The 23,321-nt window shown below is 37.9% G+C and carries 9 protein-coding genes; 3 read left to right on the top strand and 6 right to left on the bottom strand.

Features of this window, described 5'->3' with window-relative positions; genetic code table 11:
- Positions 1-44: 44 nt before the first annotated feature.
- A complete protein-coding gene (locus K350_RS0101170; RefSeq protein ID WP_028978356.1) occupies positions 45-740 on the top strand; it encodes a TIGR04283 family arsenosugar biosynthesis glycosyltransferase in 696 nt (231 codons plus the stop codon).
- 81 nt (positions 741-821) lie between these two features.
- Complete coding sequence (msrA, locus tag K350_RS0101165) at positions 822-1,484, top strand: peptide-methionine (S)-S-oxide reductase MsrA (RefSeq protein WP_028978355.1); 663 nt, start codon at positions 822-824, stop codon at positions 1,482-1,484.
- Here the strand turns inward: msrA and K350_RS30635 are convergent, their stop codons facing one another.
- Positions 1,485-2,285 carry a J domain-containing protein gene (locus K350_RS30635; protein ID WP_028978354.1) on the bottom strand — a complete coding sequence of 267 codons (801 nt, stop codon included), beginning with the start codon at positions 2,283-2,285 and terminating at the stop codon, positions 1,485-1,487. It abuts the gene before it with no gap.
- 108 nt (positions 2,286-2,393) lie between these two features.
- On the opposite strand from K350_RS30635, the gene K350_RS0101155 reads away from it, so the two are divergent.
- A complete protein-coding gene (locus K350_RS0101155) occupies positions 2,394-4,664 on the top strand; it encodes a PrsW family intramembrane metalloprotease (protein ID WP_028978353.1) in 2,271 nt (756 codons plus the stop codon).
- Between the two features lie 491 nt (positions 4,665-5,155).
- On the opposite strand, the gene K350_RS26885 is transcribed toward K350_RS0101155, so the two are convergent.
- From K350_RS26885 to K350_RS0101125, 5 genes are all read right to left on the bottom strand, one after another.
- Entirely contained in the window at positions 5,156-18,016 is a 12,861-nt protein-coding gene (locus K350_RS26885) for a T9SS type B sorting domain-containing protein (protein ID WP_156026809.1), read from the bottom strand.
- 283 nt (positions 18,017-18,299) lie between these two features.
- The gene (locus tag K350_RS26880; protein ID WP_051312747.1) at positions 18,300-19,922 is read right to left on the bottom strand and encodes a PD40 domain-containing protein; all 1,623 of its coding nucleotides are present in this window, start codon (positions 19,920-19,922) and stop codon (positions 18,300-18,302) included.
- A 52-nt stretch (positions 19,923-19,974) separates the two neighbouring features.
- Positions 19,975-21,597, bottom strand: a complete 1,623-nt coding sequence (locus K350_RS26875) for a PD40 domain-containing protein (protein WP_051312746.1) — start codon at positions 21,595-21,597, stop codon at positions 19,975-19,977.
- Between the two features lie 27 nt (positions 21,598-21,624).
- Positions 21,625-22,656: a PorP/SprF family type IX secretion system membrane protein gene (locus K350_RS0101130; protein WP_028978351.1), complete on the bottom strand. Its 1,032-nt coding sequence runs from the start codon at positions 22,654-22,656 to the stop codon at positions 21,625-21,627.
- A gap of 31 nt (positions 22,657-22,687) precedes the next feature.
- Complete coding sequence (locus tag K350_RS0101125) at positions 22,688-22,981, bottom strand: hypothetical protein (RefSeq protein WP_156026808.1); 294 nt, start codon at positions 22,979-22,981, stop codon at positions 22,688-22,690.
- Positions 22,982-23,321: the final 340 nt, after the last annotated feature.

The following is a 23,321-nucleotide window of genomic DNA, read 5'->3' as shown; positions in this document are numbered from 1 at the left end:
AACATTGAGATTGGATCAATGTTATTTTTGATATTTTAAACTCTATGAAAATCAGTGTAATAATTCCCACTTTTCAGGAAGAGGAGAATATTGGACGATTAATCAAGTACCTTAAAAGACAAGCAAACACCTCTCTTTTGCAGGAGATCATAATAGCTGATGGCAATAGTGATGATGAGACTGTAACAATTGCCAGTCAGCAAGGCGTCAGGGTTTTGCAATGTCCTGTAAGAGGAAGGGCGGCACAAATGAATTATGCTGCAGCCCGCGCATCCGGAGGTATTCTTTATTTCATACATGCTAATACTTTTCCTCCGAAAGGTTTCTGCGACGATATTATTTTTGCAGTGAAGGATGGTTATTCTGCAGGCTGCTTCAGGCTACAGGTTGATCATAATCACTGGTTTTTGCAGCTGAACTGCTGGTTTACCCGATTTGACTCTGATTATGTAAAATTTGGTGATCAAAGTTTATTTGTAACTAAAGAACAGTTTAAAAACTGCAATGGCTTTGACGAAAGGCTATATTTTCTCGAAGATCTGGAGTTGATTAAAAGAATCAAAAGTAACGGTAAGTTCAAGATTGTAAGCAAGCATGTTCTGATTTCTGCAAAGAAGTATCTTGAAAAAGGCATATACAAGCTTCAGATAGCTTTTTTCCTGATGTTTATTATGTACAAATTAAAGTACTCTCAGGATAAAATGCGTGAGGCCTACAAACGAATGACTCATTCCAAATAAAACCAATTGAAAGAAACAAAAAAATGTCCGATAATTGTTATCTTTTAGCTGTACTTTATCAAAGTATAATCAAAAATTACTATGTTGGACAAACTAAAATTTCTTTCATTTGCATCTCTGCTATTTGCTTTTTGTCTGGCATCATGTGCAAAATCAAAGGTGCCGGCAAATAATTCTAATATTAAAGAAGAAATCATAAACCCAATGGCGAATTTAGATACTGCCACATTCGGAGCAGGATGCTTCTGGTGTGTTGAGGCAATTTTTCAAGACATGAAAGGTGTGCAGAAAGTTGTATCCGGGTATACAGGAGGACAAGTTGATAATCCAACTTATAAAGAAGTTTGCACTGGCAACACCGGTCATGCTGAAGTGATTCAGATTTATTATGACCCTGCAGTAGTTTCTTTTAAAGACCTGCTGGAGGTATTCTGGCAAACACATGATCCTACTACTCTTAACAGACAAGGCAATGATGAAGGTACGCAATACCGTTCAGCGGTATTTTATCATAATGCAGAACAAAAAGAATTGTCTGAGAAATATAAAAAAGAACTTGATCAATCAGGAGCATTCAGCAGTCCTATTGTAACTGAAATTGTACCTATAAGCAAATTCTTTGCTGCAGAAGATTACCATCAGAATTACTTCAATCTGAATAAAGGACAACCTTATTGCACTTATGTAATCAAACCCAAGGTTGAAAAATTCAAAAAAGTGTTTGGTGATAAAGTAAAAAAATAATCAGCTCTTGGCCAGTAAGAATTGAACTATTATAAATAAGATCATAGATAATATTGACAGGGAAAATCCTGTTTCATTGGATTTTACAAACAAAGAGGCACAACTTGCTGCCATGGCTAGAAGAATTAAGAATGTAAAAGGGTAGTAGATTGAAAAGCCATCAGCATAATTTAATTTTTCGTCTGAAATTGGATGGCAGGATTTTACAATACCAAAGATAGGAGTGATGTCTACACTGATTGTATCATAAGGAGTTATGGAATTAGCTGTTTCAGAGTTAAAATTGAAATCGATTTTAGAACTCTGGACTTCATGATTGTAATGATCCGTGTAGTTTGAAGTTTTGGCTTCGAAGCGTGAAATGTCTTCTACGATTGTGTTGTCATATCTTTGAGAAATCACATAATCGATACAAAGGATGAGACAGAAAAAGAATACAAAAGAGGAAAAAAACTTTCCTTTGAGTGCATAATTTTTATAAGGGTCTTTGTTTTTAAATTTCTGTTTGCCAGGCGATTTATGAAAAGGTCTGTGGTTGTCTGTATTTGATTTTTCTCCTGAATAGGTAGTCTTTGGCTGAAATGATTGATTTAACCGGAAATCATAATTATTTTTTTTAACCGGATCACTAAGTACATCATATGCTTCGTTAATTTCCTGAAATACAGCCTTAGCCTGAGGGAACGAATTTTTGTCAGGATGAAATTGCAAAGCAAGTTTTCGGTATGCTTTTTTAATTTCCTCCGAAGAAGCTGTGGATGAAAGATGTAAAACTTTGTAATAGTCCTTCAATTTCAACAAATTTGCCTGTTTTTAATATTTTCCCTTTGATGTAAATATTCTTCTGAGTTCAGAAAAAATTTAGCCAAAGAAAGTATTAATTTAGGAAAATTAGCGAAGATTTAATTAATGAATTTCAAAAAAATAATTACGTTTATCACATTGTGTTTTTGGCCTTTTTTGCTTTTCGCTGAGGGAAAAAAAACTTTTTTTGTAGGACGTTCACTGTATTTCTGGGTTTTGCTAGGTGGGGGAGTTTATATATTTTACCTGTATCACATTAATAAAAATGAAAAGAAGGAATTTTTCAAAATTCCTTTTGTCAGGTCACTTTCCTTGTCACTGATATTGCTGTTGTTTTCTTTTTTTGCAATCAATTTTTTTATAAAAGAACCTGATTTAATAAAAAGTCCGACAGAAGCTTTTGATGAGGAATATTTGCCGGTAAAGGATCTGAATCAAAAGGAGGATTTATATATCAGAAAACTTGAAATATCTTTTTCTGATCCGGATCTTAATTTTGAATGTATTCAGAACCATTTCAGAATACCTCAGTCTTGGGAAGAGAATAACAGGTATTATGAAAGAGATGATTATACATTATTGAATTTTTTTTCTGACAGACTAAATTTTAGTGATTCTGCTTATGTAGATCAGGCCAGGTTATCTATAGGGTTATACAAATACTTTTCAGATAGTCTACCTTCGGCCATATCTTATTTTAATAGCGTAAGCAACAGAAATCTACCTTATCTGAATTATTATTTAGCTGTTACTTATCTGAAGATAGGTGACACCCTTGAGGCTAAGAAGGTCTTTAGTAAGGCTATTCAGATCAATGATGTTTTTTATAATGCAGCATTTGAAGAATATACCCAACTTCTCGAAAAGTATAATGACGAAGAAGGGGTAAAAAAATTACTATACACAGCCAAAACTGAAAAGTTTGTGCCTTTTCAGATGGCAACAAAGTTCTATTTCCTTAATGGGGATTATTTCAAATACTATTTAAAAGTCCTATCCCATTCATTCAAAGATTTTAAATGGACAGGCTTTTTAGCTGCTTTGGGAATCATGCTTGTCTGGTTGTTTTATATTATAAGGATTGATATTTATGAAAAGGAAGATTGGTTTCCTTTATTGTTGACGCTCTTATATGGAATGACGTTTACATTCCTCGCATTCTTCTTTTATGACTTTTTCAGATACTATTTATCTTTTGACAGAACAGGAAGTTTCTGGAATGATTTACTGTATTGCATTTTCGGAATAGGTGCTATTGAGGAACTGGTTAAGATTATACCTCTATTCCTGCTAGTTGCGTTTTTCTCCGAGCACTTGAATGAAGCGTATGATTATATCCTGTATGCATGTCTCAGCGCATTAGGATTTGCGTTTGTTGAAAATATCTTGTATTTCGATGGAGACCTTGCAGGAATTGTACAAGGTAGGGGAATGACCTCCGTGCCATCTCATATGATTGCATCGTCCATAGTTGCATATGGCTTTGTGTTAAGTAAATACAGATTCAAAAATTTCCCACTCTGGATTTCCTTTCCAGTGTTTTTCCTGTTGGGCAGCATTACACATGGATTGTATGACTTCTGGATTTTTAAACAGGTTTTTCCGGTATTTCTTTTACACTTTGTAATTTCTGTTTCAGTATGGATCATTATAATTAATAACTGCATGAATAATTCTCCTTATTTCAATTACAAAATGAAGTACAGGTCAGAAAACATGCAAACTTATATGGCAGTTTCTTTAACCACAATTTTTGTGCTCCAGTATGCTTTAGTGGCTTGGGAAAAAGGACCTTCCATTGCCGGACATTCTCTTACTACAGCTTTTATCATAGGGGGAATTTTTACTGTTTACTATACTGATAAATTAACCAATATGGACCTTGTAAAAGGCTATTGGAATACGATATCAGTTCATTCTGTTACAGACAAAAGGAGGAACAATGCATTTAACCTTCGCTTGTTTTTTGTAAGACTTATTTCAGGAGATATAATTCCTCATCATTTTGTCGGAGACAAAGTAAGTCTTTCATGTGAAAAAAATAATCTTAAGTTGCTTACTCATTTTCCACACCCGATTAATGGGGAGATAATAGACAGGCTTGTTGTCACTTGCAAGGTTCCAGGTACCGGTAACTTGTTTAAAGATCCTTACTGGTTTAAATTGATAACAGAAGAGTCAATAAGCCCGGGTGCTGATCCTGAAACTATATTTTTATTCAGATTTTCTGATGATCAACCAACGTTTACAGAAAATAAACCATTGTTAATTCATTTGTACTGCTTTAGAAATCACCATGTCAAAGATGACTTATTGCAAAAAGAAGATCTTAGGTCATTGGGGAAGGCAATGTTGAGGTTAAGGTCTGTTGAATAATCTGCCTTTCTTCTTGTTTTAATCCGAAAGCATTCTAGAAGGGAAGAGTTTTATTAACACTAATATGATTTCCGCTAGAATTTCGCTTTTAATTATAATTCTCAATCTATATCCCCCAATTTTGACTCTTTTAACCTACCAATTGATTCTAAAAGAGTCAAAATTCGAGTTATACCTCGAATTTTCGGGTAGAAAGAATAAATATTCAGTATGAAAAATTCAATTTTCGGATAAAATGAGCGAAATTTTAATGAAGAAGATTCAAGATTCTTATCAATAGAATCAATAGTCAGGCAGATAGAATCGACATTTAAATGAAAAGAATGAATTTTTGAGCAAAAAGAGTAACTATTGAGTGGATCTGAATCAAATTTCCATTTCTCATTATCAATCCTCATTATAAGAGTTTCGTTGAGTAGTAACACTACAAATAAAAAAGAGAGGCTGTTCTTTTGAAGACAGCCTCTCTTTTTTATTACAATTAAAGAATTTTATTTTAATAAAGTTACTTTACCTTCTTTTTTATACGGCCCTCTGCTTTCCGGATCTTCCCCTTCATATGTGATAATGTATGGGTATGTTCCGATAGGCATTAACTGACCTTTATAATACCCATCCCAGGCTTCATCTTTGTCTCCTGTTTCAAATATTATCTCACCCCATCTGTTGAAAATCATCATCTTGTAATTGACTACATATTTTCCGTATGCTCTGAATTTTTCATTTTCGGGTGTCTCATGTTTTCCAGGTGTGAACACATTTGGCACATCCAGACGAGGATTGCAAAGATCTCTTACTAATATGGTATCAGTTATAGAACAGTTTTCTTTATTTGTTATAAGTACAAAATATGTTCCAGGTGTAGGTACTTCAATTTTACTAGTGTCTTTGTCTGATACAGGGTTTACTGATGTCCATTTGTATATGTAGTTTACATTATAACCTGCATCAAGTGTCACTTTCGCTCCATATTCAGGACAAAGTTTAGTGAATTCAGGTAATTTAGACTCCGGTACTGCATTGAAGAATACCTTAGCGGAGTCATTGGTGGTACACTGACCTATGGTTAATGAAACCACATATAGTGCAGACTCTTTTACATTAAGTGTATCATTATTAACATGGATGTCATTATTATCTTTAAACCATGCATAGTCTGGAACGAATGGTGCAAATTTATCCATGTTAGAAGGTGTACCAACTAATGTCACTGTCTGACCTGCACATGAAACCATATCAGAAAGATTGATTACAGGTCTTTCTATACCTATGACCATAACACTGTCAGTACTATTGCAACCAAGAATATCTGTGACAGTTGCTCTGAAATAATTAGTATCAGCAGCCACCGGAACATTAATGGAGTTAAGATCTCTACCTTGTTCTCCAGTTATCCATGAATAGTCAACATTGTTAACATCAGATACAATTGTAATTGGCAATGTAGTACCTATACATCCAAGAACCGGCTGTCTTGTCAGAGCAGGAGGGTTAGTTACACTGGTTGTCTTTTCAGTAGAACAATTACCATATTCGTAAACTACTCTGAACAAACCATCGCTTTGAGGAGCTATGGCAGATTTGTTTTCACTATTTAAAATGATACCGTCTCTATACCACTGATATTGACCAGGAACAGCAGGTAGTCCGCTTGCCAGAGAGTGAATGATCAAAGTATCACTGTAGCAATAATGATCAAGCATATCAAATTTCGAGTTGTTGAAATCAAATACTCCGACATTGATGCTATCTAGTGCAGGACATCCTTTATAATCTTTAACTGTCAGAGTAATTGATGAATCACTGGCAGCAGTTATACTAAAGACAGGATCAGTGCTAATAATGGTGCCTGCTTTGTTTTTCCACTCATAAGTAATACCTGGACTGGTTTTAGCTTCAAGGATTATAGTTGTTCCTCTACATACAAACTGATCTCTTCCCGCATCTGCAATTGGCAGAGGATCAATTTTCAACACAGTACTGTCAGATACAGCAGGACAAGCGCCATTGATGAATGAGGTAAGTTTAAGAACTACCTGTCCTTTATTAAAATCATCCAGAGTAGGGTAGTATTTAGCATTCAGGTCAGCGGCATTTATTGCAAATACTCCTGTTCCTGAAGTAGACCATTTACCTCCAGAGGCATTTTTAATATCCCCGGCAAGCTGTGAACCATCTTCAATAGCACAAATCATTGCTGTTCCAGCATTCACAATTGGAGATTTGTCTACATAAAGTGTCATGGTATCCTGACTGAATTTACATATTCCATTACCAGTTGTGATAAATACAAGGTCTACAGCACCAGATGTCTTATCGGCATCAGAAGGGAAATAGATTGCATCAGGTTTGTTAAAGTCGTCGAATGAACCCGTACCAGATGTAAACCAAGCTCCACTGGTAGAGTTTTTATGTATTCCATTCAGGCTATAAGAATTCAATATATTACAAGTTGTCTGATCAGGTCCTGCATCTGCCTGTGGAGCAGGAAGTATAGTGATTACCGAAGTATTTGAAGTTGCAGGACAGCTTCCTTTTCCTGCAGCAGTTAACGTTACTACTACCTTTCCTACAGTTTTATCTACATCCGAAGGAGAATAGATTGAAGTTACTTTGTTATTAGGATTAAATGTTCCTGATCCAGTTCCTGTCCAGGTAACTCCATTATCAAACTGAGATGTTCCTCTTAATACAAGAGTCACAATGTCAGAGCAGTAGGATTTGTCTGTTCCTGCATCTACGACTGGTGGCTGTATAATTTTCACCTGAGTAGTCTGCATTACCGGAGCACAAGTTCCATTCCCTGTTGAGGTTAATGTTAAACCTACAACACCATTTTGGATATCCAGTTTTGATGGGAAATAGGTAGCAGTCAGTGTTGCAGCATCTACTGCAAATACACCAGAACCGCTTGATTTCCATATACCACCAGTTGCAATTGTAACATTACCATTTAATGAAATGGAGGCCTGAGGTAATCCGCATATGTCAGGGTATGATCCTGCAGTAACAACAGGAATAGGTGTCAATGTTACACTCATATCATCTGATACTGCGCTACATTGGCCGTTATTCGCAGTTGTTAAGGTTAATACAAAATTTCCAGCTGCTTTATCTGCCAATGATGGAGTATAGGAAGCATTTAGTGTATTGATATCAGGAGTAAATGTTCCAGTACCTGAAGTTGACCATATTCCACCTCCAGCATTTGATACATAACCTGATAATTTTACTGATCTGAGATCTTTACATGTAATTATATCTGCTCCTGCATTTACTATAGCAGATGGAGATGGAATTACATTGATTACAATAAAGTCTGAAACAGCATTACATAATCCGTTACCTGTTGAATTCAAAGTAAGAATTACACCTCCGGCTTCGTTGTCTGCAGGTGAAGGTATATAAGTAGTGCTTAAAGACGTTCCATTAGCAAATGTACCTGTTCCTGTAGTAGACCAAATACCACCAGTTGCATTTAGTACAGATGCTGAAAGGATTGCATTGGCCTGACCTGCGCATATAGTCTGATCAGGTCCTGCATTTACCACAGGTTTAGGTGCAATATCTATTAGGAGATTATCAGTAACTGCATTACAAGTTCCATTGTCTGTTGAGATAATAGAAAGTGTTACAGAAGTTTGTCCTTTATCGGAATCTCCAAGGTAATAAACTGTTCCTAAGGAATTTGCACTTGGTGCAAAATAGCCATCTCCATTACTGCTCCATTTTCCACCTGCGGCTACTGTTACAGCTCCAGCAATGTGAATTGTATCTTTGTCAGCGCAGATTGAATGATCCAATCCGGCAGTAATAGTAGGTGCTTTAGTAAAGCTTAGTACCAATTGGTCACTTACTACATTACAAAGGGGATTACCTGCCGAAGCAAATGTTAATGTCACACTACCGTTAGTTTTGTCAGTTGAAGACGGTGTATATATTGCATTAAGAGCATTTGCATCATCAAATGATCCGGATCCGGATGTTGTCCAGATTCCAGCCGGAGCATTTTTAACTTTTCCGGCTAACTGGTAAGTATTAACATCAACACAGGCAGATTGATCCAGTCCTGCATTAACAACTGGTATAGGAGTAATTAATATGGAAACTGTGCTTGAAACTTCATGGCACAATCCATTATTGGTTGTTGTTAATGTTAGGTTTATTGATCCTGCCGCTTTCTCTGCTGCTGTAGGAGTATAGGTTGTATTCAAGCTGTTAGGATCAGCGAAAGAACCTCCACTTGTGCTGGTCCAGATAGAGCCCAGTGCCACAGTTCTGCTTCCTGACAATGTAATTGTGGTATTGTCAGCACAAACAATCTGACTTGGACCTGCATTTACTGTAGGTGCAGGATTAATTGTAACTACTTTACTATCCGATACTGGGGTACATGTACCATTTCCGGTTGATGTCAGAGTCAAGGTTACACCTAGGTTGTTAATATCATCAGCTGAAGGAATGTAGGTAGCATTCAGAGTATTATCATTAGGACTGAATATACCGTTTCCGGAAGTTGTCCAGTGTCCTCCAGATGCGATTTGAACAGAACCATTCAATACAACACTATTTGCATCAGCACAGATGGTTTCATCATTTCCAGCATCTACAGTAGGAGCAGTACCTATATTAATAACAAGATCGTCAAAAACAGTGCTGCAATTGTCTGTTGGATTTGATGTTAAACGTAATGTAACACTTCCATTATTTATATCTGCAGGAGAAGGTGTATAACTTGTTGAAACCATTGCTGCATTTGCGAAAGAACCGCTTCCTGAAATTATACTCCAAGAACCTCCGGTAGCTCCTGTAATTATACCCTTAATATTAATAGCACCTGCATTTGCACAAGAAGTAATATCACTACCCGCATCTACTTCAGGAGCAGGGGTAAAGGTAAGTGTCAGAGTATCAGCTTCAGGTCTACAAATATTGGTATTGACTGTTGTTGCAAACAATCTTATAACACCTGTTATAATGTCTTGAGGTGAGGCAGTATAAACTGTCGATGCAGAAGATGCATTAGAGAATGTTCCATTACCTTCTGTTTTCCAGATAACGCCGTCTGCATCTGCATATGTTGCAGTAATATTTGCGACAGGATTGTTTTCGCATATAGACAGATCAGTTCCTACATCTATTGACGGTCCGCGTAGCAAATCAATTACCATGGTATCTTTACCTGCGATACAAGATCCTAAGGCTGCTCCGGTTAATATCAACTCTACTTTTGTGCCTATTTCAGCTGCAGTTGGAGTATAAGTTGCACTCAATGAAGTAGAATCTGAGAATGTACCCAAGCCCCCTGACCAGGTTCCGTTACCTGAACCATTTAACTGCACTGGTAGCATATTTGAACAGAATTGCTGATCCGGTCCTGCATCTACTGGAGTAATTTTAAAGCTTATAGTCATGTCATCTGTAACTGGTGTACAGAAACCATTACCTGTTGAGGTAAGTGTTAATTGAATAATACTTCCGTTTACATTTTCAGCAGCTGAAGGAACATAAGTTGCATTCAATGCTGTAGGATCCGGAACAAATGTTCCTGTTCCAGAGGTTGTCCATGTACCTCCAGTAGCTTTTTTAACTGTTCCGGAAAGTGCTATACCTGGAGCTCCCGCACATACCTGTACATCAGGTCCTGCATTTACTATTGCAAGTGGAGATATATTAATTACAAGGTTAGCTGAAACCGCTTTACAATTTCCAAATCCTGTTGTTGTTAGTGTAAGGTTAGCCTTACCATTTGCAATCTGGTTTGCAGAAGGCATAAATGTTGCATTCAAGTCTGTGTTTGAAGGACTAAATGTACCTTCTCCTGAACCAGTAGCCCAAATTCCGCCAGTTGCACCAGTTGTTATGATTCCGTTTAAAGGAACTCCTGTCGTAGTTGCACAGATGTTGATAGTTGGACCAACATTTACCGTAGGCGCAGGAGTTATAGTAACTGTCATATTATCAGATACTACTGAGCAATTCCCATTTCCCGTTGAGGTAAACGTAAGTGTTACATTTCCATTGGTTCTATCTTGTGCAGATGGTTTATAAACTGCATTCTTATCGTCTGCGGATGGAGTGAAAGTACCAGTGCCTGATGTAGTCCATGTGCCCCCTGTAGCTACTGTATAATCTCCGCTAAGCTGTACATTTGAATTGTTAGCACAAACTGTTTGATCAGGACCTGCTGTTATGGTCGGAGCAGGAGTTAAAGTTACATTCAACTGATCCGATGTTGCATTACAAGCTCCATTACCAGTTGTTGTGAGTGTTAATGCAACTGAACCTCCGGCAATATCATCTGCAGATGGAATATAAGTTGCATTGAGAGATGTGTTGTCAGGTGAAAATGTTCCATCTCCTGAACTTGTCCATAATATACCTGTAGCAATAGTTTTAACTCCATTTAAAACAACATTGGAGTTATTAGCACAAAGAGATTGATCCGCACCTGCATTTACTGTCGGTACCGGATTGATAGTATAAACTTTTTGATCTGATGCAGGCGGACACGCACCGTTACCAGTTGATGTTAATGTAAGTACCAGTGAAGTTCCTGAAAGATCAGCAACAGAAGGGTTGTAAATTGCATTAAGTGTATTATTGTCAGGAGTAAATGTGCCATTTCCACTTGTAGTCCATGTTGCACCTGTTGCATTTGTTACTCCACCTGATTGTTGCAGGAATTCTTTGTCTGCACATATTGTTTCATCTGGTCCTGCATTTATTATTGGAGTTTTTTGAATTGTTACGGATAAACTGTCTGAAACAGGAGTACAATTTCCATTACCTGTTGTAGTAAGCGTCAATGTTACTTTTCCTTTGATGGTGTCATTTGCAGAAGGAACATAGGTCGCAACGGTGCTGAAAGCATTCGGACTGAATGTTCCTGATCCTGAAGTTTTCCATGATCCACCACTTGCAACTGATATTGTTCCATTCAATGGCGCGCCTGTACCACTAGCGCAAATTGTCTGATTTGTTCCTGCTTCAATAGTAGGAGCAGGTGTAATAGTTATGTTTACTGTATCCGAAACAGCATTACAATCACCATTTCCGGTTGAAGTAAGGATAAGTTTCACAGAACCTGCAGTATTATCAGCTACAGAAGGAGTATATGTGGCATTCAGACTGTTTGGGTCAGGTGAGAACGAGCCACTTCCATTGGTAGTCCATGTTGCCCCTGTAGCTACATTAACTACACCACTAAGTGAAATTTTAGAATTATTAGCGCATACTGTTCTGTCTGCTCCTGCATTAACTGTAGGTGCAGGTGTAATGGTAACCGCTAATTGATCTGTAACAGGCTTACACAAACCATTTCCTGAAGAAATTAGTGTAAGGGTAACGGTTCCTCCTGAAATATCTAATGGGGAAGGAATGTATGATGCATTTAAAGAAACTGTATCAGGAGTAAAGGCTCCTGTTCCGCTTGATCTCCAGTATCCTCCTGTTGCAATAGATACAGTTCCCTGAAGGCTAATTTCAGCGTTGTTTCCGCACACAATCTTATCAGCTCCTGCATTTACTTTAGGTGCTGGTGCGATTGTAATATTCATTGTATCCACAACAGCATTACAATTTCCGTTTCCTGTTGTAGTTAATAATAACCTTACTTTTCCTGAAGCTCTGTCTGACACCGAAGGAACATATGTCGCAGTTGGAGTGACCTGGTTAGGAAAGAAAGCACCGCTTCCTGAGCTTGTCCATTCAACGCCTGCCAGGCCAGTTCCAGTAAATGAGCCTGCAAGTGTAACTCCCATAAGGTCTTCACAAATAGATTGATCAGGGCCTGCATTTACAGTCGGAGATGCCCCTACATTGATGGTCATTTGGCTGGTTTTAGCTTTACATAAACCGTTCCCGGTTGTCGTTAAAGTCAATGTTACATTGCCGCTGCTTATTTCAGAAGCAGATAAATTATACGTAGCATTCAGAGCGGAATTGTTCGGGATGAATATTCCTGTTCCTCCAGACCATGTGCCGCCTGATGCTATAGTTACAGATCCGTTAAGGGTAAGTGTTGCATTATTGGCACATACATTCCTGTTCGTACCTGCATTAACTGTCGGAGCAGGAGTGATAATTACCGCAACGATATCTGATACTGGTGAACAAGCACCTGCGGCATTGGTAGTAAGCGTAAATGCTACTATTCCCTTACTTATATCTGCTGCCGATGGAGTATAAGTTGTAATTGGAGAATTCGAATTCGCAAATGAACCTGTTCCATCTGAGGTCCAGACGCTTCCCGTTGCAACTGTGATTGCACCATTTAGGTTGATTGCTGAAGTATCAGCACAAACTGTCTGATCCAAACCTGCATTTACAGTAGGTGTTGGATTCAGGTTAATAACTACTTGATCAGATGTTCCGTTGCAAATTCCGCTTCCGGTGCTGCTAAGTGTCAATGTAACTGAAGTACCTTTATCAGCTTCAGATGGAATATATGAAGCATTAAGAGTTGTAAAGGAAGGAGAGAACGTTCCGCTACCTGAAGTACTCCATCTAGCACCGGTGGTGTTAGCTTTATAACCAGCTAATTGTACAGTCGCAACATTCGCGCATAGAGTCTGATCTGGTCCAGCTTTTATTACTGGAGCAGGTGTAAACTGGATTGTTACATTATCTGTAACTGAAGCACAAGTAGGTGTGCTGGAAGAAGTAATGGTTAATGTAACTGATTTGGCTGCTGTATCCGCTGATGACGGAGTATATGTTGCCAGTAATGTTGTAGCGTTTGGAGTAAATGAACCTGTTCCGGAAGTTGTCCACGTTATTCCTGTTGCATTATTTGCAGTACCATTTAACTGAATTCCTGTAAGGCTTGCACAAAGGGTTTGGTCAGGACCTGCATTTACTGTTACGACTGGTGATATTGTCAACTGCATTGTATCTCTGGTAGTTGAACATATGCCAGTTCCTGTAGTGGATAATATCAAATATACAGATCCTGCAGTTCTATCTGCAGTGGAAGGTGTATATGTTGCATTTAATGTTGAAGCGTTTGGAGTAAAGGAGCCTGTTCCCGTAGTTGTCCAGAAACCACCTGTCGCCGCGCTGTTTATGGTTCCACTCAGTGTGTAATTGGTTAAATTTCCGCACATTATAAAATCAGCGCCTGCATTGGCAGTAGGTGCAGCCGGAATTGTAATTTTAACCTGATCAGAAACTACAGGACAGGCACCGCTAGCGATTGTCGTAAGAGTAAGAGTAACTGTACCAGAGGTAATTTCTGATGCAGATGGCATATAGGTGCCATTTAAAGTATTTGTATTCGGAGTAAATGTTCCACTTCCTCCTGTCCAATTTGCTGCTGATCCTGAACCTGCTAATTTTATAGGTAGGTCATTCGCACATACTACTTGATCCGGCCCCGCATTTACAGTAGGAACTGTTGTAAAGGAAAGTACAACTTGATCCTTAATCGCCTGGCATAGCCCATTACCAGTTGTAGTCAATGTTAAAGTTACATTTCCAGCAGTTTTATCAGCTGCAGAGGGAGCATAACTTGCATTAAGTGTGTTGGCATTCGGAGCAAATGTTCCAGTTCCGGATGTTGTCCATGCCCCACCTGTTGATCCTGTTACATTGCCAGAAAGTGTAACTGAAGAAACAGCTCCGCATAAGACTTGATCCGCTCCCGCATTTACTGTTGGAGCGGGAGTTATTGATATCACAATCTGATCTGAAACCGGATTACAAATTCCATTTCCGGAAGTTGTCAAAGTAAGAGTTACCGAACCGGAATTAATTTCAGAAACAGTTGGTTGGTAGGTTGCAGTTAAAGTAGTATTGTTAGGTGTAAATGTTCCCATTCCACCAGACCAAGTACCACCCGTTGCAACTGTTACAGAACCTGCTAAAGAAATAGCTGGACTATCGGCACAAACAGATTTGTCAGCTCCTGCATTTGCAGTAGGAGCAGGGGTGATGCTTACAGAAACCTGATCAGAAACCGGAAGGCAATTACCGTTCCCTCTTGTAGTAAATGTAAGTGTAGCTGTTCCTGCTGCTATTTCAGCAGCAGACGGAACATATCTTATATTTAATGAATCTATATTTGGTGTTATGGTTCCACTTCCTCCAGACCATGTACCTCCTGCTGCTATAGTTACTTTTCCGCTTAGGTTAACTGCAGGATTATTAGCACAAACAGTCTGATTTGTGCCAGCATCAATAGTTGGAGTTTTTGTTATTGTTATTACTACCTGATCCTCAACTTCATTACAGTTACCATTAAGTGTTGATTTTAAGGTAAGTGTTACAGTTCCAGAAGCAATTTCGCCTGCAGATGGAGTATATTTGGCATTTAAAGTAGAAGCATTTGGAGTGAAAGTTCCCGCTCCTCCAGACCAGATTGTCCCACCTGCATTTGTTGCAGTACCGTTTAAGTTGATAACAGCATTGTTAGCACAAACAGATTGATCCGGCCCCGCATTTACCACAGGTGCAGGTGTAAAATTGATCGTTACCTGATCTGAATGTGAATTACATGAAGCTCTGTTAGCAATTAGAGTCAATACTACAGATCCTGAAGCAATTTCATTCGAAGTTGGAATGTACGTAATATTTAAATCAGTAGCACTTGGTTGGTATAAACCTGCTCCTCCTGACCAAGTTGAAGATGTAGCATCTGTAATAGTGCCTGCCAAAGCAATATCCGGCTTGTTTTCACAAACCGATTTGTCAGATCCTGCATTAGCTACAGGAGACGGCTCTACAAGTATAAGAGTTGAATTTGAAACGGCATTACAGGTTCCATTGCCAGTTGTGGTAAGTGTAAGAGAAATTAAACCACTAGACACTTCATTGGCACATGGAATATAAGTAGCATTTAACGTAACATCGTTTGGTATAAATGTTCCACAACCTCCAGTCCATCTACCACCAGTAGCTCCTGTTACAGATCCGTTAAGTGTGACGTTTGGATTGTTTGCGCAAACTGTACTTCCTGGACCAGGAGTTGAAATTGGTGATGGAGTGAATGATATCTGCACTTGGTCTGTAGCAGATGGACAACCTGGTCTAGAAGCTGTAAGTGTTAATGTTACAGGGCCAGCATTGGTTTCAGCTGTAGTTGAAGTATATGTAGTTGTTAATGCATTTGCATTTGAAAATGTACCAGCGCCTCCTGACCAGGTATAGGTCGTAGCATTGGTGGAAGTACCTGAAAGATTTGCAGTCGGGTTGTTTTTACACACAGAAATATCTGCACCTGCATTTACAGTAAGCGCAGGTTGAATGATCACATTTATCTGATCAGTAACTGTAGCGCAACCAACTTTAGTAGCTGTCAACGTAAGTGTTACCGACCCTGATTTTTCTGAATTGTGTGGAATGTATGTAGCATTTAAACTTGAATTGTTAGGAGAAAATGTACCATTTCCACCGGACCAGGCTATAGTTGTATAATTAGTAGCGCTTGCTGCTAAAGTTGCATTTCCTCCTGCACATATAGTTTGATCTGGCCCAGCATTTACTGTAGGAGCTTGTTCTATTGTTACAATTTTTGTAACACTTTGTGTCGCAGGACAAACACCATTACCTGTAGAAGTAAGTGTCAAAGAAACATTTCCTGAAGCAATATCTGCAGTTGAAGGAATGTAAGTGGCGACCAGATTGGTTGCAGCAGGTGTAAATGTACCTGTTCCTGAGCTGCTCCAAATTACACCAGTAGCATTTTGGACGGAGCCGTTCAGGGCAACCTGAGGGTTATTGGAACATACTGTAACTGCGGGACCTGCTATAACAGAAGGAATTGCCTGAAACCTCAGTGTCAAGGTATCTCTTATAGATGGACAGGCACCGTTACCTGTAGAAACAAGAATAATCCTTACTAATCCTGCCGCTTTATCTGCAGCAGAAGGAGTGTAGGTTCCGTTCATATTTGTTACATCTGAAAATGTTCCTGTACCTGTTGTTGTCCACATACCTCCACCAGCATTTTGCACAAGACCACTAAGTGTATAAGCACCCACAGATCCGCAAATTGTCGAATCATTGTCCTTTGAATCCGGAATTCTAGTGTCAGCATCAACAACAATGCCTGGAGGCACAGTATTGTCAGTTACATCTGAAGTTGAATCTGCGTACCACCAGGTGTTGACTGTATTTCTGTTACCATAATCTCTTGCTGTATTATCTGAACCATACCACGTCCATTGATGGCAAGGGTTGTTACATCCTGCCAGGTTCTGACTTCCGTTAGCTGCGGGAATATTTCTGTCATCCCAATATAATTTTATAGGTATACCAGTAACTGGTCGAACAAGATTAACAATATAACCATTAGGGGTTCCTTCCACATCATATAAAGGGATATGCGTAAGTCCATTATAAAAATCGGTACGAGTTCTGATGGTTACAGCTGTTGTTACTCTATTACCTAAACCATCTTTTCCATCCCATGGAATACAAGTACGTGGTGGGTTAACTACTGCTGAAATTGCCCGGTCTCTTGTTCCTGCCTGATGGCCTGGAATGCCATTCAGGTCAAGGAAGATCTGGGCGAAACCTGGTTTGTCCACAAATACGTTTAGACAAAAGTTTGTTGGAGGACAACCCGAAACTGTTGTTGGGGCTGTAATTTTACCAAATTGACCAGTAGGGAAACAAGACTGGTCCGGATCGTTAAGAAACACTTTATATTTAGGATAAGTAGATGAACCTACTTTTGACTGTCTGTCTAAATCAGGATTACCGGTATTTCCTGTACCGGTCATGTTAGCGTTCAAAACGAACACATAAGGCTGCATACCATTAAAATTCAAAGAGGTAACGATACCATCATCTGCGTATATATACATCAAACCTTTGAACGCATTTGTAAAGCTTTTGGTAGACATCATCCAGGACTGAGACCAGATTCTTCCTTTTATTGGAACATTGGCAGCAGAGGCTACAGTAATATCAAACAAATCAAATTCTCTCCTTGGGTTTCCATTTGGAAGTAAAAATTCAATATAATAATCTCCGGTTTGTGTAGCTGTAAATGACATTGCGTTATATCCGCTAGTTCCTACAATGGCTGAAGGACCAGCAACTGCCCTATTGTATGAGGAAATGTAACCAGCCCCCGCGCTTGGGACAGTGGTCTGAGGAACTACAATAACTCCACTTGAGTCCTTGATTCTGAATCTAACGTCATTATTTGGCTGGTTAAAACCAAAATATACTATTTCACCAATGTTACAGATTCTTATATTTAACCTGCTGGTAGTCGGGCAACCATAAGTTGCAAAAGGGGACCATCCGGGATCAAGTACAACATATCCATTATCCGCAGATGCTGGCCTTATCTCTTTTGTACCCTCCGAAAACCCCTGAGAAAAGAAAATAAACGAAAACAAGATCAATAGTGAGAATTTAATCCTCTTTTTGATCAATTTGTTCGATTTAAAATCTCCCGGAAACATGTTAGTAGTATTTTGTTTGACAATAATATATCCTCAAATATCCTCTTAAATAAATTAATAATGTGTATGGATAAATTCGACACAATTACTACAGCCTTTTACGGAAATCAGAATCTATAGTTGTTTTGTCTAATAAAATATTTAATTAATCTAAGAGCTTAAAGGAGAGAAAAGTAAAAAAAAAGGTAAAAAAATGTAAAAGAAAATTGTGCCCTAGTTACTTATATTTAGGACACAATTTTATATTTTTTTCTATCTCTTCAAATTTTTCAAGATTAGAAAAATTCAAAACGTCAGCACATACATTGTAGTTTTGACTTGTAATTGAGAAATTATAATTTCTTCCTTCGGGAAGGATGACGATATATTTGCCGGTGGAGCTGTTAGAATTAAAAATTCCGATTACTTCATTGTTTTTGCTATCCAATACCTTTATTGTTGCATCTAAAGGCATTGATGTTAAAGAGTCTGATATGATTCCTTTTAGTACCACCAATTTTGCTGCTTCTTTATATACTTCGGAATAGTAAATATCACGATCTCCAAAACCTTCAGGACGAGTAGTTGAGAAATAGATTTTTTTACCATCTGCGGTCCAGGAAAAATGCATATCATCATGGGCTGTGCTTATAGGATAACCAATATTCTCTGGCTCACTCCAGCTAAAGGTTGATAAGTCAAATTTGGACATAAAGATGTCAAATCCTCCCATACTTTTATGTCCATTGGAGCTGAAATATAATGTTTTACCATCATGGTGGATAAAGGGTGCATCTTCATCATATGGTGAATTGATTACTCCCCCAAGGTTCATAGGAAGGGCCCATTGTCCGTTTGGAAGTTTTTTAACGATGTATAAATCAAGACCTCCAAAACCACCAGGACGATTGCTAGAGAAAATCATAAACTTTTCATCCGAGGAAACACTTGCGCTTGGTTCCCAGTTTTTGGTACATATTTGTGATGGCAATACTACTGGTTTAGTCCAGTGCATTCCCTTTAATTCACTTACGTAAAGATTTCCCTGTGAGCTTAAACCAAAATATTCTTTTTCAGATTTGTACAGTAAAAGTTTTTGTCCATCTGCTGATAGTGAAATACTGGCATCATGATCAGTTGTATTGATGCTGTCTCCAATGCTTACTGGAGCACTCCAGCCTGTATCCGTTTTATGAGATATATAGATATCTTCAAAATACTGACCGTCTACCTTGTCAATATTTCCGCCTGTCGTGGTTGACCTTCCAGAGGTAAAAATCAAAACACTTTCATCTGCAGATAAAATTGGTCCATGCTCAGGAAAAGGAGAGTTGATTGCACTGCCAAGATTAGTAATTTTAATATCAAGAGGCTTGGCTATGAGTTCTTTACCGTTGTGGCACATCTCAATATCTCTGTAAACCTCTTTCAAAAGAGTCTTATTACTTTTTTTCTTTGCAGCTACAAGAAGTGACTTGTAGGTTTCATAATTGGTAAGCGCTTTATCAAATTCCAACTGTAAGTGATATGCCTTTCCTGTATAATAATAAAGTCTGTCCGGATATTTAGAAGGTTCTTTAAGACATTTCTCAAAATAGCTAAGTGCTTTTGTCTCTTCAACTTTGTTCAGATAACAAACTCCCAATGGATAAATGTATTTTGGATTATTGGGAAGCAGACTGTCAAGATAATGATAGATGGGAAGGGCAAGATAAAACTGTTCATTCATCATCAGTTCTTTAGCTTGCGCTTCAACTTCTTTATACTCTTCTCCAATATGATTGTATTGACCATTGGTAGTATAGGGGACCAATAAAAATAAATAAATGCTTAATCCCAGAATGTATTTTCGGCACTTCATTGCTTAAATTCCGATAGTTTTTTTTTAATACCTTAAATTTAACATATTTAACTTAATACTTTTCAAGTATTATATTTTTTTCGAGTTCTGTTGAATTATTTGACCCTGATAAATCAATATTTTCGGTAATTATTTGAAAATTACTAGATTCAAATGTAATTCTATATTTTTTCCCAGTCTGCAATACTGCAATATATTTGCCTGTAGTGCTATTGGTGGTTACGTTTGTAATTGTTTCGTTGGTTTCTGGATCACTTATTCTGATTATTGCTTCTAACGGTTTCTGATCCTTGGCATCTAAGATTTTACCCTTTAATATCAGAACATTATTGTTGTTTTTCTTAATAGAAGCATAATAAATATCCTTGTCACCATATCCTCCCGGCCTTACACTTGAGAAATATATTCTGGTGCCATCAGCAGACCAGCTAAAATAAAGGTCGTCCTGTGCGGTGCTTATTGGATAGCCCACATTTTCCGGGGATGTCCATTGTTTTTTTATATCATCAAATCTGGTTATAAAAATATCATAACCGCCCATAGAATGGTGACCTGTAGAACTGAAGTATAATGTTTTACCATCAGGAGAAATAAATGGAGAATCTTCATCATATGGTGTATTAATTACAGGGCCAAGATTCCATGGCTCAGCCCAATCACCGTTTGGAAGTCTCTTAATGCTGTAAATATCTGTACCTCCCAAACCGCCCTGTCGATTGCTCACAAAATAAATTATCCTGTCATCGTCTGGCAAACTTGCAGAAGGTTCCCAACCTGGGGAATTGATATTATCTGCCATTCGTTCTGCTTTCTGCCATTGGCCATTTTTTTGTTCTGATAAATACAAATCTCCGGAGGCAGAAGATAAAAGCTTATCTTTTCCATATCGGTATATAATCATCTTTTCACCATTAGGATTAATACCTTTACTTGCATCATGTCCCGTCGTGTTCAGTTCTGGCATCTGTACTGCTGAAGTCCATCCGTTGGTCGTTTTTTGGGATATATAAATGTCCTCGTAATAAATGCCATCTTCAGTTTTCAATCCGCCAGTTGTATTGGGTCTGTTGGAGGTGAAGATTACCTGTTCTTCGTCAGCCGTTACAACAGGGCCATAATCAGGATATGGTGAATTAATATCTGGTCCAAGATTAAAAACTTCTAACGGTAGGGGAGCTTTTATCAGCTCTTTTCCGTTTCTGCACATCTCAATCTGTCTGTTGAGGTTAGCAATAATAGTAACTTTATTTTTGTCCCCTTCTTTATTTACAAACCCTTTATAACGCTCATAATATTTGATGGCTTCATCAAATTTGTGATTGAGATGATAGGCTCTTGCAACGTAATAGAGTAAAGCTTTGGGGTATAATGAAGCTTTTTTTAATCCGGCTTCGAATATAGGAAGTGCTTTATCTTCCTTGTTGTTATAGATATAACAGACCCCAAGTTTATAGCCATAGTCCGGAGTGTTTGGCTTAAGGGAATCTAATTTATAGTATAAAGGCTCTGCCAGACTGTATTTCTCCAGTGAAAAATAACTGCCAGCCTGGTGTTCGAGTAGTTGTATGTCTTTTCCTGAAACAATAGGCTGAATTTTTTGAGCTAAACCAGTTGACAGATAGCTAACAAAACAACCAACAAGTAATAGCTCTTTAAAATCGAAATTGAATTTCATTTGAGAATAAATAAATATGCCCAAGTATTAGAAACTTGGGCATGGCATACGACGCATCGGTTTTTTCTTCTTTAATTTTTTAGTGAATACATAAGTAAGATTAAACTCATGCGATCCTCCGGTTCTGGCTATGGCGAGTTTAGAAACTGTAAAGTCATAGCTATAACCGAACTTTAATCCGACAGCTGTTTTAAATCCAAGAAATATTACAACTGACTCATTATTCTGGAACCTGTGTTCATACCTTTTAAATGGTATACCCCTGTACCATCCACCTGCGAGAAACTGGTTATAAACCCCATAAAGACCAAGATCAAACTGATCTGATTTACCTTGAGATTTATAATTGAAAGTAGGAGTAAGACTTATTTCATTGTCCTCATCAGTGTAATATTTTTTCTTATCATTGCTGAAGAGAAATTTGTAACCTCCTAGCACAGCAAATTTGGCTGGTAATCTGCTTATATCTCCGTAAAAGCTTTGGTTAGGTGTGTTTATGTGGTGTGTTGAAAATCCTAACCACAAATTTTTAGAATAAAATACACCACCAGCAGATATGTCAGCAAATGATTTTCTTGGAACACCTGCATAGTTGTTATTTGGGTCAAAGAATCCCTGCTCATCATTAAACTGAATGGGAAATCTTAGGTCTGCATAGTCTATATACCTGGAAATCATTGCAAGTTGCAAGCCTGGCCTGAAAACAAGCTGACTGTTGATGTGTAACTCATAGCTATATTGAAATCCTATTTCCGTAGAGCTGATGGTATTGGATCCTTGCCAGTCTTTTAATGCATAAACACCAAATCCACTATTGTATTTTGGTGAGTAAGTGTCGAATGAAGCAAATGATGTAATATATTTTCCGTCGAGCTTTGGCCACTGTAATCTCTGGTGGATCGTTGCTCTTGGTTGATGCACACTTCCTGCAAATGCCGGGCTTATAAACAGGGGTACATTATAAAACTGACTAAATTGAATGTCCTGAGCCAACACCCCCGTATATGCAAAAAATAAGAGGCACAGCATAATCCCGCTGACTGTTAACTTATTTTTCATATTGTAAAATTTATTCATCCAATTTAATCTGTTAATAAAAACTGAACTTCCCACTGTTTACTTTGGAATCCTTGTATTTATTGGATTTATTTAAAGTATTCAGGTATTGAGCTTGAGAGTTTTTTCTCTTAGCTTCATATTTCTTGTATTTCCTGGATTCCTTTAAATCTTTGTGCGCGCGAAGTGTAGGGTCTTCAACTTTTTCATAAGTTGATGCACTAGGATGATATTTGTTAGAGCGATAATTGGCCCTCACTTTTTTGTTCGATGAATTTTTACTCTCGGATGCTACGGCACCCGATGAAGATGCTTTTTTATGACTCATTTTGTTTTTACCTCCTGTAATACAGGATGAAAGAGTCAAGGCAATTAAAATTAAAAGAGTATAAATTTTCCTCATAATTCCGGAATTTGTCTTCATCGAATTTATACGTGGGTTTATTGTAAAAGGATGAAAAAATAGAAATATTTTTGTACGCAGGATGGGAGTTTTAAGAGGTTATTTATTGATTACTTCTTAGTTTTGAAACATTTTAAAAGTTTATGAATCGTATAATTATTTTACTTCTTGTATTATTTACTTTTTCACAGTCTCATTTATTCGGTCAAAAAATTTTATGGGGCGATATGCAGCATGAACCCGTAAATGGAATGCTGAGAAAGTT

Origin of the sequence: Sporocytophaga myxococcoides DSM 11118, assembly GCF_000426725.1 — a bacterium.
GTDB lineage: Bacteria > Bacteroidota > Bacteroidia > Cytophagales > Cytophagaceae > Sporocytophaga > Sporocytophaga myxococcoides.
This window is presented reverse-complemented; position numbering and strand designations above follow the sequence as displayed.